Raw genomic sequence first — 1,016 nt, 5'->3', positions numbered from 1 at the left:
AAGTATTTAAGTAGCCAAGACATCAAGGATCGTCAACGAAATATCAGCGACATTAAACCCTATAAAACAACCAAGGAAATCGTCGTTTCAAATATCTTTACCTTCTTTAATGCTATGAACTTGGCTCTGGCAGTTCTGGTAGCCACAACCTTGCGATTTGAGAATATGCTCTTTTTAGGTGTGATTGCTATCAATACAGCCATTGGGATTTTCCAAGAAGTGCGTTCAAAAAATGCTTTAGAAAAGCTAAGTTTGCTAGGTAAAAGTAAGTACAAAGTCAATCGAGATGGTCAAACGATTGAGATTGATCCAGAAGACATCGTACTGGGTGAGTATCTGCATCTCAATCTGGGAGATCAGGTGCCTGTAGATGCAGAAGTGCTTGAAGGGAATATTGAAGTTGATGAGTCCTTGCTGACTGGTGAGAGTGATTCGGTCTTTAAAACAGTTGGTGACAAGCTGATGAGCGGAAGCAATGTTGTCAGCGGTACGTGTCTGGTCACGGCGACGGCGGTCGGACCCGATAGTTATATCAACAAACTTGCAAAATCCAGCAAGGAATTCAAAAAATACCCTTCTCAACTGCGCGATTATATGGATAAGATTTTAAAAATCGTCTCTATCTTGCTAGTGCCAGTTGCGATTCTGCTTTATGTCAGAGGTTTTAGTCTAGGACGGTCTTATGTTGAAATTGTCTTGGGAAGTTCAGGTGCCTTGGTCGGCATGATTCCAGAGGGTTTGATTCTCTTGGTTAGCGTCTCCCTAGCGGTAGCAGCCATGAAGTTGGCTAAAAAGAAGGTTCTAGTGCAGGAGCTATACTGTGTAGAGACCTTGGCGCGAGTAGATGTTCTTTGTTTTGATAAGACTGGAACCATCACGACGGGGAATATGAAGGTCCAAGAAATGGATGCTAATGTAGCAGAGAAACTGTCTTCTTATTTGGCTTATTTCGAAGATGAAAATGCAACTTCCCGAGCTCTGAAGACTTACTTAACCTGTGAGAAAAAGTGGGAAGT

Annotated in this window: 1 protein-coding gene; it reads left to right on the top strand. The window is 42.2% G+C overall.

What is annotated here, in order from left to right:
- The coding region (locus GMD6S_RS09465) for an HAD-IC family P-type ATPase (protein ID WP_000630555.1) at positions 1-1,016 on the top strand (1,016 nt) is incomplete at both ends.

Source organism: Streptococcus sp. GMD6S, from assembly GCF_000297015.1.
The sequence above is the reverse complement of the archived record's forward strand: the minus strand, read 5'-3'. Positions and strand labels throughout refer to the sequence as shown.